Below are 15,198 nucleotides of genomic sequence, written 5' to 3' on the forward strand. Positions count from 1 at the left end.
CACGACTTCACAGGGATAGCATGATGAAGCGATTAACTCTGCTGGGTTCGACCGGCTCCATTGGTACCAGCACGCTGGCGGTGATTGCCGCAAATCCTGAACTTTATCAGGTGACCGCGCTGGTGGCCGGCCAGAATGTGGCGTTGATGGCTGAGCAATGCCTGCAATTCCAACCGCGCTATGCTGCGATGTCCGACGAGAAATCTGCACAAGCGCTGCGTGAGCGACTGAAAGCACTCAACGTTAATACTGAAGTGCTCTCCGGCGTTCAGGCTGCCTGCGAATTGGCCGCGCTGGATGACGTGGATCAAGTGATGGCGGCGATTGTTGGCGCCTCAGGTTTACAGCCTACCATGGCCGCAATTCGTGCCGGCAAAACCGTGCTGCTGGCCAACAAAGAATCGCTTGTCACATGCGGCCGTCTGTTTATGGAGGCGGTACGCCAACATCAGGTGCAATTGCTACCAGTCGATAGTGAGCACAACGCCATTTTTCAGAGTTTACCCGCTTCCATACAGCATCAGTTGGGGTACGCTGATCTGCGGGGGAACGGCATCGAGTCGATTCTCCTTACGGGATCGGGTGGTCCTTTTCGTGACACGCCATTAGCGGATTTAGCCGGTATGTCGCCGGATCAGGCTTGTGCGCATCCGAACTGGTCAATGGGGCGTAAAATCTCCGTTGATTCGGCCACCATGATGAATAAAGGTCTTGAATACATTGAAGCCCGCTGGCTATTTAATGCGACTGACGCGCAGATGGAGGTGATCCTGCATCCGCAGTCTGTTATCCATTCGATGGTGCGTTATTGCGACGGCAGCGTGCTGGCGCAACTGGGCTCTCCGGATATGCGGACGCCTATCGCGCACAGCATGGCATGGCCAGCACGTATCTCTGCGGGTGTAACGCCGCTCGACTTCACTCGCATGAAGTCGTTGACGTTTGCCGAGCCGGACTACGAGCGCTATCCCTGCCTGAAGCTTGCGATTGATGCCTGTGCCACAGGTCAGGCCGCTACGACATCGTTGAACGCAGCGAATGAAGTAGCGGTGGCAGCTTTTCTGCAGCACCAGATTCGTTTTACCGATATCGCCGCCATCAACAGCGAAGTGCTGGCGACCCTGAGTTGTCAGGAGCCGGGCAGCATTGACGAGGTGATGGAGATCGATCGGTTAGCGCGCGTGCGTGCCAATGAATTGTTGCCGCGCTTTCGTTTAGCAGGTTGATAGTTCCCGCTATTTGTTCGCTCTGGGTGAAAATGGTATAGTCGCTCGCTCGCGTTTCACAGCCCGACATTGTTTCGATGTCATCTGGCGTGTTTGCCGGAGTTTGCTGCAGGCGCAATGTATTCAGAAACCACAGCATTTCTGATGAAAGGAATTATTACGCGTTATGTCGTCCAACAATCACAACACAATCGATGACGAGTCGTACTGCACGCCACGTCACGTGGCCATCATTATGGATGGTAATGGTCGCTGGGCAAAAAATCAGGGCAAACTGCGTATTTCAGGCCACAAAGCCGGGGTAAAATCAGTACGCCGGGCTGTCAGCTTTGCGGTTAGCCATAAACTGGAAGCGCTCACGCTTTATGCGTTCAGCAGTGAAAACTGGAGCCGTCCGATTCAGGAAGTGACAGCATTAATGGAGTTGTTTGTCTGGGCGCTCGACAGCGAAGTCAAAAGCCTGCACAAGCACAATGTGCGTCTGCGCATTATTGGTGATATCAGTCGTTTCAATAACCGTATTCAGGAACGCATTCGCCGCGCCGAGGAACTGACTCAGCAAAATAATGGACTGACCCTTAACATTGCTGCCAACTATGGCGGCCGTTGGGATATTATCCAGGGTGCCAGAAAATTGGCCGAACAGGTTCAGGAAGGTTTACTGCGTCCTGACCAGATTACCGAAGAAAGCCTGGCTCCGTATCTGTGTATGCAGGAGCTGGCGCCAGTGGATTTAGTGATAAGGACCGGGGGAGAGCATCGGATTAGCAACTTCCTGCTGTGGCAAATCGCCTATGCTGAGTTTTGGTTTACCGATGTTCTTTGGCCTGATTTTGATGAAAACGTTTTTGAAGGTGCACTGAATGCATTCTCTACGCGGGAGCGACGCTATGGCGGTACTGCACCAGGCGGCGCCTAAGCAATTTGGGGGTAACCTTTGCTGAAGTCTCGTCTGATTACCGCGTTAATTTTGATTCCGCTGGTGATCGCTGCACTGTTCTGGTTACCCCTGTCCGGTTTTGCGATTATCACTATCATCATCTGCATGCTTGCCGCCTGGGAATGGGGGCAGTTTGCTGGCATGAAAACGCGTCAGCAACGTATCTGGCTCGCCGTACTATGCGGTCTGTTGCTGTCCGCGATGCTTTTTACTCTTGAACCCTATCAACGCAATCTGCACCAATTCCAGATGGAAGGCTCGCTCTGGGCATCGCTGGGATGGTGGATTGTCGCGCTCATCTTAGTGCTGTTCTATCCGGCTTCTGCTGCATTGTGGCGTCATTCGCGTACGCTGCGCCTGCTGTTTGGCGTGCTCACCTTGATTCCCTTCTTCTGGGGCATGATGGCGCTGCGTCAGTATCATTACGATACCGATCATTTTGCTGGCGCATGGTGGCTGCTGTTCGTGATGTTCCTCGTCTGGGGCGCTGATTCTGGTGCTTACATGTTTGGTCGCCTGTTTGGCAAACACAAGCTGGCACCGAAAGTTTCTCCGGGTAAAACCTGGGAAGGTTTCTTCGGTGGCCTGTTGTCATCTGCCATTATCGCCTGGCTATTTGCCCTGCTGGCACCGCTTTCGGTGGCGCCGGGCACGCTGATCATCTGTGCGGTGATTGCCACGCTGGCATCGGTATTGGGTGACCTGACTGAAAGTATGTTTAAGCGTGAAGCGGGCATTAAAGACAGCGGTAACTTGATTCCGGGGCACGGTGGTATTCTCGATCGTATTGATAGCCTGACTGCTGCGGTGCCGGTGTTTGCCTGCCTGCTGCTGTTGGTGTTCCGCACCCTCTGAGGATAGCCGACGATGTTGAGTATACTCTGGAGTTTTGCCGCCTTTATCGTGGCGCTTGGCGTGCTGATTACCGTGCACGAGTTTGGTCATTTCTGGGTGGCGCGCCGCTGCGGTGTCAAAGTCGAACGTTTCTCAATTGGCTTTGGTAAAGCGCTGTGGCGTCGCAGCGATCGTCAGGGCACCGAATATGTCATCGCGCTGATTCCTCTCGGCGGTTACGTCAAAATGCTCGACGAACGCGTTGAGAGCGTTCCCGCCGAACTGCGTCATCAAGCCTTCAATAATAAAACCGTGCTGCAGCGTGCTTCGATCATCGCAGCCGGTCCTATCGCCAACTTCATCTTTGCCATCTTCGCTTACTGGGTCGTGTTTATTCACGGCGTGCCGGGTGTGCGTCCCGTAGTTGGTGAAATTATGAACGGTTCCGTCGCTGCCGAAGCGCAAATTACCTCCGGTATGGAACTTAAAGCGGTAGATGGTATCGAAACGCCTGATTGGGATGCTGTGCGTATGGCGCTGATCGGTAAAATCGGCGACAGCGATGCCACGCTTACCGTCTCGCAATTTGGCGAAGAAGCCACGCAGCAAAAGCAATTAAATTTGCGCGATTGGCAATTTGAGCCTGATAAACAGGATCCGGTGGTCGCTTTAGGTATTCGTCCACGTGGGCCGCAGATTGAAACGACCTTAGCTGAAGTTCAGGCAAACTCACCGGCAAGCAATGCTGGTTTGCAAGCGGGCGATAGGATCGTTAAAGTCGATGGTCAGCCATTGTCTCAGTGGCAGGCTTTTGCGGCACAGGTGCGGGATAATCCGGGCAAAAACATGGCGCTAGATATCGAGCGCAACGGCGAACCTGTGGCGTTGACGTTAACGCCGGAAGCGAAACCGGGCAAGGAAGCGGAAGGCTTCGCGGGTGTAATACCGCGTGTGATTCCGCTGCCTGATGAGTACAAAACGGTAAGGCAGTATGGGCCTTTTGCGGCGATCGGCGAAGCCAGTGTAAAAACCTGGCAGCTGATGAAGCTAACAGTCTCCATGCTGGGCAAGTTGATAATCGGGGATGTGAAGCTGAATAACCTGAGCGGGCCGATTTCGATCGCGCAGGGTGCCGGGTTATCAGCAGAGTACGGGGTGATTTATTACCTGATGTTCCTGGCGCTTATCAGCGTCAACCTGGGCATCATTAACCTGTTCCCTCTGCCGGTTTTAGATGGTGGTCATCTGCTCTTTCTGGCGATCGAAAAGATCAAAGGTGGACCGGTGTCCGAGCGAGTTCAGGACTTTAGTTATCGCATTGGCTCAATCTTGCTAGTGCTGTTAATGGGGCTTGCACTTTTCAATGATTTCTCTCGTCTGTAATAGCTGGAACGCATACAGACGCGGGATGTGTTAGGAAAACGCATAACAACGATGGCGATGAAAAAGTTGCTCATAGCGTCGCTGCTGTTTAGCAGCGCCACCGTTTACGGTGCAGACGATTTCGTAGTGAAGGACATTCATTTCGAAGGTCTCCAGCGAGTCGCCGTCGGCGCGGCTCTGCTCAGCATGCCGGTACGTGTCGGTGATACGGTGAATGACGATGATGTCAGAAACACCATTCGCTCACTGTTCGCCACCGGTAACTTTGAAGATGTGCAGGTTCTGCGTGACGGTACAACCCTGATTGTTCAGGTGAAAGAGCGTCCGACCATTGCCAACATCACTTTCTCCGGCAACAAAGCGGTGAAAGAAGATCAGCTGAAACAGAACCTCGAAGCTTCTGGCGTGCGCGTTGGCGAAGCGCTGGACCGCACCACGCTCTCTTCAATTGAGAAGGGCCTGGAAGACTTCTACTACAGCGTCGGTAAATACACCGCCAGCGTCAAAGCCATTGCTACGCCGCTGCCGCGCAACCGTGTGGATCTGAAATTCGTCTTCCAGGAAGGCGTTTCAGCACAGATCCAGCAGATCAACATCGTCGGCAATAAAGCGTTTAGCTCTGACGAACTGATCTCGCGCTTCTCACTGCGTGATGAAGTGCCATGGTGGAACGTGGTGGGCGATCGCAAATACCAGAAGCAGAAGTTAGCGGGCGATCTCGAAACCCTGCGCAGCTTCTATCTGGATCGCGGTTATGCGCGTTTCAACATCGATTCAACGCAGGTGAGCCTGACGCCAGATAAGAAAGGCATCTACATCACCGTGAACATCAATGAAGGCGATCAGTACAAGATTGCCGGCGTGATCGTGAACGGCAGCATGGCGGGCCATTCTGCTGAAATCGAAAAGATGACCAGAATTCCAGCGGGTGAGCTGTATAACGGCACCAAAGTCACCCAAATGGAAGATGACATCAAGAAATTGCTGGGTCGCTACGGTTACGCCTATCCGCGCGTAATGACGCAGCCAGAAATTAATGATGCTGATAAAACCGTCAAGCTGCATATCAACGTGGATGCGGGCAACCGTTACTACGTGCGTAAAGTGCGCTTTGAAGGCAACGACACCTCAAAAGATTCAGTGCTGCGCCGTGAAATGCGTCAGATGGAAGGTGCCTGGTTGGGCAGCGACCTCGTCGATCAGGGTAAAGAGCGTCTGAATCGTACCGGCTACTTCGAAACCGTGGATGTGGATACGCAGCGCGTTCCAGGTGCACCAGACCAGGTTGATGTGGTCTACAAGGTTAAAGAGCGTAACACCGGTACCTTCAACTTTGGTGTTGGTTACGGTACTGAAAGTGGCGTGAGCTTCCAGGTGGGTGTGACCCAGGAAAACTGGCTCGGCACCGGTAACACCGTTGGCATCAGCGGTACCAAAAACGATTACCAGACCTATGCTGAGTTCTCACTGACCGATCCGTACTTCACGGTCGACGGTGTGAGCCTTGGCGGTCGTTTGTTCTATAACGACTTTAAAGCCGATGACGCGGATCTGTCTGACTATACCAACAAAAGTTATGGTCTCGACGGTACGCTGGGCTTCCCGGTCAACGAAAACAACACCCTGCGTGTTGGTTTAGGTTACGTGCATAACGACCTGTCCAACATGCGTCCACAGGTGGCGATGTGGCGTTATCTGGATTCAGTCGGTCGTCATCAGGGCTTGAATGATGATGGTGATTTCTCTGCGGATGATTTCACCTTCAACTACGGTTGGACCTATAACACCTTAGACCGCGGCTTCTTCCCAACGCGCGGTAACCGTACCAACCTGAACGGTAAAGTGACGATTCCAGGCTCTGATAACGCGTTCTACAAAGCGACATTGGATAGCCAGCAATATGTACCGCTGAACCGCGATGGTACGTGGGTAGTATTAGGCCGTGGCCGTGTTGGATATGGTGACGGACTTAATGGTAAAGAGATGCCGTTCTATGAGAACTTCTACGGCGGTGGTTCGAGCACAGTTCGTGGCTTCCAGTCCAATACCATTGGTCCTAAAGCTGCGTATCTGAACGATGGCTCGTCAACCTGTAATCTCTCAGATCCAAACGGCGTCTGTAAGTCGGATGATGCGGTTGGTGGTAACGCCATGGCGATTGCCAGCCTTGAGCTGATCACGCCAACGCCGTTCCTGAGCGAGAAGTATGCGAATTCCGTGCGTACCTCGGTGTTTATGGATGCCGGTACCGTTTGGGATACCAAATGGCAGAACACTGCGGAAACACGCGCGGCGGGTGTGCCAGATTACAGCGATCCTAATAACATTCGCGTCTCTGCCGGTGTGGCACTGCAGTGGATGTCACCGTTAGGACCGCTGGTATTCTCATACGCCCAGCCGATGAAGAAAGTCGAGGGAGACAAGTCAGAGCAATTCCAGTTTAACATTGGTAAAACCTGGTAAGGCTCTGAGCAGGGAAGTGAAAATACCGTCTTGCATGCGTGCTGCCTGATAATGCGGCACGCTGCAAACACACACGTTGAGGTAAGGAGTTTATAGTGAAAAAGTTGTTCTGTGCTGCTGCTCTGGGTGTTGCGTTAGCTGCTTCTGCGGGTGCCCAAGCGGCTGATAAAGTTGCCGTCGTGAACCTGAGCCAGGTTTTCCAGCAGTCTCCGCAGCGTGCTGCTGTTGCTAAACAGCTTGAAGGTGAATTCCAGAGCCGCGCCTCTGACCTCCAGTCTCAGCAGCAGAAGATCCAGCAAGAAATTCAGGATCTGCAGCGTAATGCATCGACCATGAAAGCGAGCGACCGCACCAAGAAAGAGAAGCAAATCTCTACTGAGCGTGCTGCCTTTGAACAAAAAGCACAGGCTTTTGACAAAGACAACCAAACTCGTCAGATGCAGGAGCGTAACAAGCTGCTGGCTAAAATCCAGACCGCTGTTCAGTCTGTAGCGAAAAGCGAAGGTTACGATCTGGTTCTGGACTCTCAGGCCGTGCTGTACTCTTCTTCTGATGCTAAAGACATCACTGCTGACGTTGTAAAACAGGTTAAATAATTGATGTCATCAATTCGACTGGCTGATTTAGCCCAGCAGTTGGATGCAGAATTGCACGGAGATGGCGATATCGTCATCTCCGGCATTGCTTCTATGCAATCCGCCACAACTGGCCAAATCACTTTTCTTGCAAACAGCCGCTACCGCGAGCAGCTCGCTACTATCCAGGCTTCAGCCGTGGTGCTGACGGAAGCGGATCTGGAGTGGTGTAAAACGGCCGCCCTGGTGGTGAAAAATCCTTACTTAACTTATGCCCGCATGGCACAACTGCTGGACACCACGCCGCAGCCCGCGCAGAATATCGCGCCCAGCGCGGTGATCGATGCAACGGCTAAGCTGGGTAAGAATGTTTCGGTAGGCGCAAATGCGGTGATCGAGTCCGGCGTAGAGCTGGGTGACGACGTCGTTATTGGCGCAGGATGTTTTGTTGGTAAGCAGACGCGTATCGGTCGCGGCTCACGTTTGTGGGCTAACGTCACGATTTATCACGAAATCCAGATTGGTCAGGATTGTCTGATTCAGTCCGGCACCGTCATTGGTGCTGATGGTTTCGGCTATGCTAACGATCGCGGCAATTGGGTGAAAATCCCGCAGCTGGGTACCGTAGTGATTGGTGATCGGGTAGAAATTGGTGCCTGTACCACCATCGATCGCGGCGCGCTGGATAACACTCTGATCGGCAATGGTGTTATCATAGATAACCAGTGTCAGATTGCGCACAACGTCGTGATTGGTGATAACACCGCAGTTGCGGGTGGTGTGATCATGGCGGGTAGTCTGAAGATTGGACGTTACTGTATGATTGGCGGCGCCAGCGTCATTAACGGCCATATGGAAATCTGTGACAAAGTGACCGTAACGGGCATGGGCATGGTAATGCGCCCCATCACAGAGCCAGGCGTGTATTCGTCGGGTATTCCACTGCAACCCAACAAAACCTGGCGTAAAACAGCAGCGCTGGTGATGAACATCGATGAAATAAGCAAACGCTTAAAAGCCATCGAACGTAAGGTCGGCAAAGACGACTAAACGCATCCCACGCTACTCGCTTTCATAACAAGAAGTGTATTTTCTGCCACCTTGGCTAACCCGAGAATGGCAGCAGGTATCGTAAGAAAGCGAAACGCCCCGAACTAATTTGCGGCCTGCGGAAGATCATTTTGATCGGTGCAGGCCGTGTTATTGTTGCCATCAGATTTTTTAGGACAGGAAGAGTATTTTGACTACTGAAACGCATACTCTGAAAATTGAAGAGATTTTAGAACTGCTGCCACACCGCTATCCTTTCTTGCTGGTTGATCGCGTGCTGGATTTTGAAGAGCATAAATATCTGCGCGCGGTGAAGAACGTTTCTGTTAACGAACCGTTTTTCCAGGGACATTTCCCTGGTAAGCCGATTTTCCCAGGCGTTCTGATTCTGGAAGCGATGGCGCAAGCGACCGGCATTCTGGCGTTCAAAAGCGTTGGAAAACTGGAACCAGGCGAACTCTATTACTTCGCTGGTATCGATGAAGCCCGTTTCAAACGTCCGGTTGTGCCGGGCGATCAGATGATCATGGAAGTGACCTTCGAGAAAACCCGTCGTGGCTTGACGCGCTTTAAAGGCGTGGCGACCGTGGACGGCAAAATTGTCTGTGAAGCGACCATGATGTGTGCCCGTAGCCGGGAGGCATAATAAGTGATTGATTCAACCGCCAATATCCATCCCAGTTCTGTCATTGAAGAGGGTGCCGTTATCGGCGCCAATGTTCACATCGGTCCGTTCTGTTTTGTCGGTGCCAATGTGGAAATTGGTGAAGGAACGGTTCTCAAATCGCACGTGGTGGTGAACGGCCATACGCGTATCGGCAAAGACAATCAGATCTACCAGTTCGCTTCCATTGGTGAAGTGAACCAGGACCTGAAATATGCGGGCGAACCGACGCGCGTTGAAATTGGCGATCGTAACCGCATCCGCGAGAGCGTGACCATTCATCGTGGCACCACGCAGGGCGGCAATGTGACCAAAGTCGGCAGCGATAACCTGCTGATGGTGAATGCTCACATCGCGCATGACTGCGTGATCGGCAATCGCTGCATCTTTGCTAACAATGCCACGCTGGGCGGTCACGTCACCGTTGATGATTTTGCAATTATCGGCGGCATGACGGCGGTACATCAGTGGTGCACCATTGGTGCTCACGTGATGGTTGGCGGTTGTTCAGGCGTCGCGCAGGATGTGCCGCCTTATGTCATTGCGCAGGGCAACCACGCAACGCCATACGGTATCAACATCGAAGGTCTGAAGCGTCGCGGCTTTAGCAAAGAAGCGCTGCATGCCATTCGCAACGCGTACAAACTGCTGTACCGCAGCGGCAAAACGCTGGATGAAGTGAAACCAGAGATTGAAGAGCTGGCGAAACAACACAGCGAAGTGCAGCCTTTCTATGACTTCTTTGCCCGTTCAACGCGTGGATTGATTCGTTAATCCATGTCAGCGCGTCCCCTAACGATTGCCTTGGTCGCCGGAGAAACCTCCGGCGATATTCTTGGTGCAGGTCTCATCCGTGCGTTAAAAGCGCGCCATCCTGATGCGCGCTTTGTTGGCGTGGCCGGTCCGCTGATGCAGGCCGAAGGCTGCGAAGCCTGGTATGAGATGGAAGAGCTGGCGGTGATGGGCATCGTCGAAGTGCTGGGACGCCTGCGGCGTCTGCTGCACATTCGTCGTGACCTGACGCAGCGCTTCACCGAACTCAAGCCGGATGTGTTTGTGGGCATTGATGCGCCGGATTTCAACATCACGTTGGAAGGAAGTCTTAAGCACGCGGGCATTCGCACTATTCACTACGTCAGCCCTTCCGTTTGGGCGTGGCGTCAAAAGCGCGTATTCAAAATCGGCCGCAACACTAATCTGGTGCTGGCATTCCTGCCGTTTGAAAAAGCGTTTTACGATCGTTTTAACGTGCCGTGCCGCTTTATCGGCCACACCATGGCTGATGCGATGCCGCTACAGCCCGATAAGTTGGCGGCGCGCCGCGAGTTAGGTATTGCTGAGGAGGCGATTTGCCTTGGCTTGTTGCCGGGCAGTCGTGGTGCGGAAGTGGAAATGCTCAGCGCCGATTTCCTGCGCGCCGCGCAGCTGCTGCGTCAGCGATATCCAACGCTGGAAATCGTGGTGCCGCTGGTGAACGCCAAACGCCGCGAGCAGTTTGAGCAGATCAAAGCGCAAGTTGCGCCTGAACTGCCGATGCATTTGCTGGATGGCAAAGGTCGTCAGGCGATGCTGGCCAGCGATGCCGCTATTCTTGCATCTGGCACCGCCGCGCTGGAGTGCATGCTGGCGAAATGCCCGATGGTGGTCGGTTATCGCATGAAGCCGTCGACCTTCTGGCTGGCAAAACGTTTGGTAAAAACGCCTTACGTTTCCCTGCCAAATCTGTTAGCCGGTCGCGAGCTGGTGAAAGAGTTACTGCAGGATGAATGCCAGCCCGAAGCGTTAGCTGCGGCGCTGGAGCCGTTACTACACGCGGGCCCTGAGCGCGAAGCGCTGCTGAAAACCTTCACCGAGCTGCATCAACAGATTCGCTGGAATGCCGATGAGCAGGCGGCGGATGCGGTACTGGAGATCATCAATGGCTGAATTTATCTATCCCAACGCGCAGCTGATTGCTGGCGTTGATGAAGTCGGACGCGGCCCGCTGGTTGGCGCAGTGGTGACGGCGGCGGTGATCCTTGATCCCGCCAACCCGATTGTCGGACTGGCCGACTCGAAAAAGCTCTCCGAGAAGCGTCGTCTGGCGCTGTATGACGAGATCAAAGAGAAGGCGCTGGCCTGGAGTCTTGGCCGAGCCGAGCCAGAAGAGATCGATCAGCTCAATATTCTGCACGCCACCATGCTGGCGATGCAGCGCGCGGTCGCGGGTTTGCACATTGCGCCGGACTTCGTTCTGATCGATGGTAATCGTTGTCCCGCGCTGCCGATGCCCTCGCAGGCGGTGGTGAAGGGCGATAGCCTGGTGAAAGAGATCAGTGCAGCTTCGATCATCGCCAAAGTCACGCGCGATCGTGAAATGGCCGAGCTGGATCTGCTGTTCCCGCAATATGGCTTTGCGCAACACAAAGGTTATCCAACCGCGCTGCACATGGAAAAGCTGACGCAGCACGGCGCCACACCTCATCATCGTCGCAGCTTTGCGCCGGTGCGTAACGCCTTGATTGATGCTGACGTGCTGGCAGCCCGCCAGCCAACTACGCTTTAATAGCCTGACGCTGTTTTAACCGGAAACTGATATGGCTGAACCTCGTTTTATACATCTGCGCGTCCACAGTGATTACTCCATGGTTGATGGTCTGGCGAAAACCGGACCTTTAGTCAAGAAGGCGGCTGCGCTGGGCATGCCGGCGATCGCGATTACCGACTACATCAACCTGTGCGGGCTGGTGCGTTTTTACGGTAGTGCGCATGGCGCGGGGATCAAGCCGATTGTTGGTGCTGATTTTCAGGTTGCCAGTGAATTAATGGGCGATGAGCTGACGCAGTTAACTCTGCTGGCGGCCAATAACACCGGTTATCAAAACCTGACCTTGTTGATTTCGCGTGCGTATCAGCGTGGTTACGGCATTGCGGGCCCAATCATCGATCGAGACTGGCTACTGGAGCTGGGCGAAGGCCTGATTCTGCTGTCTGGCGGACGTCGTGGCGATGTGGGCCGCAGTCTGCTGCGCGGCAATAGCGCGATGGTCGCGCAGTGTTTGAGCTTTTATCAGCAACACTTCCCGAATCGTTATTACCTTGAATTGATGCGCACCGGTCGCGCCGATGAAGAGGCCTATCTGCATGCTGCCGTCGAACTGGCAATTGCCGAAGGTATTCCTGTCGTTGCCACCAACGAAGTGTGCTTCCTTAATGAAGAAGATTTTGATGCGCATGAAATCCGCGTGGCGATTCATGACGGCTACACGCTGGACGATCCCAAGCGTCCGCGCAACTACAGTCCTCAGCAATATATGCGCAGTGAAGAGGAGATGTGCGAGCTGTTCTCGGACATCCCGGAAGCGCTGGAAAATAGCGTAGAGATTGCTAAGCGCTGTAACGTGACGGTGCGCCTTGGCGAGTATTTCCTGCCGCAGTTCCCCACCGGTGATATGAGCACTGAAGACTTCCTCGTGGCGAAGTCGCGCGAAGGCCTGGAAGAGCGTATGGAATTCCTCTTCCCGGATCCGGCGGTGCGCGCTGAAAAACGCGTGGAATATGATGAACGTCTGGAGATTGAACTCACCGTTATCAACCAGATGGGCTTCCCCGGCTACTTCCTGATCGTGATGGAGTTTATCCAGTGGTCGAAGGACAACGGTATTCCCGTGGGTCCAGGCCGTGGTTCGGGTGCCGGTTCATTAGTGGCGTATGCGCTGAAAATTACCGATATCGATCCGCTGGAATTTGACCTGCTGTTCGAGCGCTTCCTGAACCCGGAACGTGTCTCGATGCCCGACTTCGACGTCGACTTCTGCATGGAGAAACGCGATCAGGTGATCGATCACGTGGCCGATATGTATGGACGTGATGCGGTATCGCAGATCATTACGTTCGGTACCATGGCAGCGAAAGCGGTTATTCGCGATGTGGGACGCGTACTCGGCCATCCGTACGGTTTTGTTGATCGTATCTCTAAACTGATCCCGCCGGATCCAGGCATGACGCTGGAGAAAGCCTTCCTGGCTGAACCGCAGCTGCCGGAGATCTACGAGGCAGATGAAGAGGTGAAAGCGCTGATCGACATGGCGCGTAAACTGGAAGGTGTCACGCGTAACGCCGGTAAACACGCCGGTGGTGTGGTGATCTCGCCGACCAAAATCACCGACTTTGCGCCGCTGTACTGTGATGAGAACGGGCAGTTCCCGGTTACTCAGTTTGATAAGAATGACGTGGAATATGCCGGGCTGGTGAAGTTTGACTTCCTTGGTCTGCGTACGCTCACCATCATTGACTGGGCGCTGAAGATGATTAACCCGCGCCGTGAAAAGCAGGGTTTGCCACCGATTGATATCGCCGCCATCCCGCTGGAAGACAAAAAAAGCTTCGATATGCTGCAGCGCTCGGAAACTACTGCGGTATTCCAGCTTGAATCGCGCGGCATGAAAGATCTGATCAAACGTCTGAAGCCTGACTGCTTCGAAGATATGATCGCACTGGTGGCGCTGTTCCGTCCGGGACCGCTGCAATCGGGCATGGTAGATAACTTCATCGACCGTAAGCACGGCCGCGAAGAGATTTCGTATCCGGATATTCAGTGGCAGCACGAAACCCTGAAACCGGTGCTGGAGCCGACCTACGGCATCATTCTGTATCAGGAACAGGTGATGCAGATTGCTCAGGTGCTGTCTGGCTATACGCTGGGCGGCGCGGACATGTTGCGTCGTGCGATGGGTAAAAAGAAACCTGAAGAGATGGCGAAGCAGCGTTCGGTGTTCCAGGACGGTGCGGAGAAGATGGGCGTCGACGGCGAACTGTCGATGAAAATCTTCGATCTGGTAGAGAAGTTCGCCGGCTATGGCTTTAACAAGTCGCACTCCGCTGCTTACGCACTGGTTTCTTACCAAACGCTGTGGCTGAAAGCGCACTATCCGGCAGAGTTCATGGCGGCCGTAATGACCGCCGATATGGACAACACCGAGAAAGTGGTTGGCCTGGTTGATGAATGCTGGCGCATGGGCCTCAAAGTGCTGCCGCCAGACATCAATTCAGGACTCTACCCGTTTCACGTTAACGATGAAGGTGAGATCGTGTACGGCATCGGCGCGATCAAAGGCGTGGGTGAAGGTCCGATCGAAGCGATCATTGAAGCGCGTAATGAAGGCGGTTACTTCAAAGAGCTGTTTGATCTCTGTGCGCGCACCGACACCAAAAAGATCAACCGTCGCGTGATGGAAAAACTGATCATGTCGGGCGCGTTCGATCGTCTTGGCCCGCATCGCGCGGCCTTGATGAGTGCGCTTGGCGATGCCTTAAAAGCGGCCGATCAGCATGCCAAAGCCGAAGCCATCGGCCAGGCCGATATGTTTGGCGTGCTGGCGGAAGAACCGGAGCAGGTAGAGAAATCCTACGCCAGCATCACGCCGTGGCCTGAACAAATTCAACTGGATGGCGAACGTGAGACCTTGGGTCTGTATCTCACCGGACATCCAATTAATCAGTATTTGAAAGAAATTGAGCGTTACGTCGGCGGCATGCGCCTGAAAGACATGCATCCGACAGATCGTGGTAAAGTAACCGTCGCGGCGGGGCTGGTGATTGCCGCCCGCGTGATGGTCACTAAACGCGGCAACAGAATTGGTATTTGTACGATTGACGATCGTTCTGGTCGTCTTGAAGTGATGTTATTTACCGATGCGTTAGATAAATACCAGCAGTTGCTGGAGAAGGACCGTATCCTGATCGTCAGTGGACAGGTCAGCTTTGATGACTTTAGCGGTGGCCTTAAAATGACCGCTCGGGAAGTTATGGACATCGACGAAGCGCGGGAAAAATACGCGCGCGGACTTGCTATCTCGCTGACGGACAGGCAAATTGATGACCAGCTTTTAAACCGTCTCCGCCAGTCTCTGGAGCCTCATCGCTCCGGGACCATTCCGGTGCATCTCTACTATCAGAGAGCCGATGCGCGAGCGAAGCTACGCTTTGGTGCAGCGTGGCGTATTTCGCCCAGCGATCGTTTACTCAACGATTTGCGGTCGTTAGTAGGATCGGAGCAGGTGGAACTGGAGTTTGACTAAAACA

General features: G+C 53.7%; 12 protein-coding genes. All 12 read left to right on the plus strand.

Going from position 1 to position 15,198, the window contains the following annotated elements; translation table 11 throughout:
- Positions 1-23 precede the first annotated feature (23 nt).
- The 12 genes from ispC (at position 24) to dnaE (ending at position 15,194) form a co-directional block, all read left to right on the plus strand.
- The gene (ispC, locus tag NR302_RS04060) at positions 24-1,226 is read left to right on the plus strand and encodes a 1-deoxy-D-xylulose-5-phosphate reductoisomerase (RefSeq protein ID WP_193372753.1); all 1,203 of its coding nucleotides are present in this window, start codon (positions 24-26) and stop codon (positions 1,224-1,226) included.
- A 166-nt stretch (positions 1,227-1,392) separates the two neighbouring features.
- The gene (ispU, locus tag NR302_RS04065) at positions 1,393-2,145 is read left to right on the plus strand and encodes a (2E,6E)-farnesyl-diphosphate-specific ditrans,polycis-undecaprenyl-diphosphate synthase (RefSeq protein WP_007893909.1); all 753 of its coding nucleotides are present in this window, start codon (positions 1,393-1,395) and stop codon (positions 2,143-2,145) included.
- An 18-nt stretch (positions 2,146-2,163) separates the two neighbouring features.
- Positions 2,164-3,021 (plus strand): phosphatidate cytidylyltransferase, encoded by an 858-nt coding sequence (gene cdsA, locus NR302_RS04070; RefSeq protein ID WP_258144633.1) that lies wholly within the window; start codon positions 2,164-2,166, stop codon positions 3,019-3,021.
- Positions 3,022-3,033: 12 nt separating this feature from the next.
- On the plus strand, positions 3,034-4,383 hold the full coding sequence (gene rseP / locus NR302_RS04075; RefSeq protein ID WP_258144634.1) for a sigma E protease regulator RseP: 1,350 nt from the start codon (positions 3,034-3,036) through the stop codon (positions 4,381-4,383).
- A 51-nt stretch (positions 4,384-4,434) separates the two neighbouring features.
- Positions 4,435-6,846 (plus strand): outer membrane protein assembly factor BamA, encoded by a 2,412-nt coding sequence (bamA, locus tag NR302_RS04080; RefSeq protein WP_008108479.1) that lies wholly within the window; start codon positions 4,435-4,437, stop codon positions 6,844-6,846.
- Between the two features lie 95 nt (positions 6,847-6,941).
- Positions 6,942-7,442 carry an OmpH family outer membrane protein gene (locus NR302_RS04085; protein WP_008108478.1) on the plus strand — a complete coding sequence of 167 codons (501 nt, stop codon included), beginning with the start codon at positions 6,942-6,944 and terminating at the stop codon, positions 7,440-7,442.
- A 3-nt stretch (positions 7,443-7,445) separates the two neighbouring features.
- Complete coding sequence (gene lpxD, locus NR302_RS04090; protein WP_008108477.1) at positions 7,446-8,471, plus strand: UDP-3-O-(3-hydroxymyristoyl)glucosamine N-acyltransferase; 1,026 nt, start codon at positions 7,446-7,448, stop codon at positions 8,469-8,471.
- 190 nt (positions 8,472-8,661) lie between these two features.
- Complete coding sequence (gene fabZ / locus NR302_RS04095; RefSeq protein ID WP_007893924.1) at positions 8,662-9,117, plus strand: 3-hydroxyacyl-ACP dehydratase FabZ; 456 nt, start codon at positions 8,662-8,664, stop codon at positions 9,115-9,117.
- Positions 9,118-9,120: 3 nt separating this feature from the next.
- On the plus strand, positions 9,121-9,909 hold the full coding sequence (gene lpxA, locus NR302_RS04100; protein ID WP_008108476.1) for an acyl-ACP--UDP-N-acetylglucosamine O-acyltransferase: 789 nt from the start codon (positions 9,121-9,123) through the stop codon (positions 9,907-9,909).
- 3 nt (positions 9,910-9,912) lie between these two features.
- Positions 9,913-11,061 (plus strand): lipid-A-disaccharide synthase, encoded by a 1,149-nt coding sequence (lpxB, locus tag NR302_RS04105; protein WP_258144635.1) that lies wholly within the window; start codon positions 9,913-9,915, stop codon positions 11,059-11,061.
- A complete protein-coding gene (rnhB, locus tag NR302_RS04110) occupies positions 11,054-11,680 on the plus strand; it encodes a ribonuclease HII (RefSeq protein ID WP_008108474.1) in 627 nt (208 codons plus the stop codon). The genes lpxB and rnhB overlap by 8 nt, the downstream gene beginning before the upstream one ends.
- A 31-nt stretch (positions 11,681-11,711) precedes the next feature.
- Complete coding sequence (gene dnaE, locus NR302_RS04115; RefSeq protein WP_008108473.1) at positions 11,712-15,194, plus strand: DNA polymerase III subunit alpha; 3,483 nt, start codon at positions 11,712-11,714, stop codon at positions 15,192-15,194.
- Positions 15,195-15,198: the final 4 nt, after the last annotated feature.

Origin of the sequence: Pantoea sp. SOD02, assembly GCF_024707505.1 — a bacterium.
In the GTDB taxonomy this organism is placed as follows: domain Bacteria; phylum Pseudomonadota; class Gammaproteobacteria; order Enterobacterales; family Enterobacteriaceae; genus Pantoea; species Pantoea symbiotica.